Raw genomic sequence first — 1,455 nt, 5'->3', positions numbered from 1 at the left:
CGTGTGCTCTTCCGATCTTGTCGAAGTCGGTTGATACGGTCTCGGGGTTGTTGTTTACGATAACAACGTCGAAGCCCGCCTTCTTGAGCGCCCATACGCAGTGTACGGAGGCGTAGTCGAACTCGATGCCCTGACCGATGCGGATAGGACCTGAACCGAATACGATGACGGTCTTTTTGTCGCTCTTTCTCTCGGCGATGAACTCCTCAGCCTCGTTTTCCTTGTCGAAGGTGGAATAGAAGTAGGGAGTCTCGGCGGCGAACTCAGCCGCGCAGGTGTCAACCATTTTATATACGGGAGTGAGCGGATTCTCGATTTTCTGACCGCTCATTTCCTCGATCGTCTTGTCGAGGAAGCCGGTGTGCTTGGCTCTTGAGTAAAGCTCCTCTGTGAGAGCGCCGCTCCTGAGCTCGTCCGAAACGGCGATGATGTTTCTGAGCTTCTCGAGGAACCACTCGTCGATCATGGTGATCTCGTGGATCTTGTCGACGGAGATACCGCGCTTGAGGGCTTCGTAGACGCAGAATATTCTTCTGTCGTCGCAGACGCTGAGCTGGTGCATGACATTAGCGTCGCTGAGCTTTGCGTACTCCTTGTCGTCGAGGGTATTGTGGGAGATCTCCGCGCCTCTGACAGCCTTCATGATAGCCTGCTCAAAGGTGGGAGCGATAGCCATGACCTCGCCTGTCGCCTTCATCTGGGTGCCGAGGTCGCGCTTGGCGTATACGAATTTATCGAAAGGCCATTTCGGGAACTTAACGACAACGTAGTCGATAGCCGGCTCGAAGCACGCGTAGGTTGTGCCCGTAACGGCGTTTTTGATTTCACTGAGGGTGTAGCCGATCGCAATTTTGGAAGCTACCTTGGCGATCGGGTAGCCGGTAGCCTTTGAGGCGAGAGCCGAGGAACGCGATACACGCGGATTTACCTCGATAACGGCGTACTCCATGCTCTCGGGGTCGAGAGCGAACTGACAGTTGCAGCCGCCTTCAACCTTGAGCGCGGAGATGATGTCGAGAGCCGCGGAACGCAGCATCTGGTACTCCTTGTCCGAAAGAGTAACTGCGGGAGCGATTACGATAGAGTCGCCCGTGTGAACGCCGACGGGGTCGAAGTTCTCCATTGAGCAGATCGTGATTACGTTGCCCTTGGAGTCGCGCATTACCTCGAACTCGATCTCCTTCCAGCCGGAGATGCACTTCTCGACGAGAACCTGGGTGATGGGAGAAAGCTCAAGACCGTTTGAGGTGATCTCCCTGAGCTCCTCCTCGTTGTTTACAATACCGCCGCCTGTGCCGCCGAGGGTAAAGGCGGGACGGATGATCACGGGGTAGCCGATCTCGTTTGTGAATTTTACGGCGGACTCAACGTCGTTTACGACCATTGACGGAATGACCGGCTGATCGATCGACATCATCGTGTCCTTGAACATCTGTCTGTCCTCAGCCTTGTCTA

1 protein-coding gene is annotated in these 1,455 nt (G+C 55.1%); it reads right to left on the bottom strand.

What is annotated here, in order from left to right:
• Positions 1-1,455 (bottom strand): carbamoyl-phosphate synthase large subunit (gene carB / locus JKK62_RS01710; RefSeq protein WP_201426686.1); only part of this gene is annotated, 1,455 nt, incomplete at both ends.

It is taken from the genome of Ruminococcus difficilis (assembly GCF_016680995.1).
This window is presented reverse-complemented; position numbering and strand designations above follow the sequence as displayed.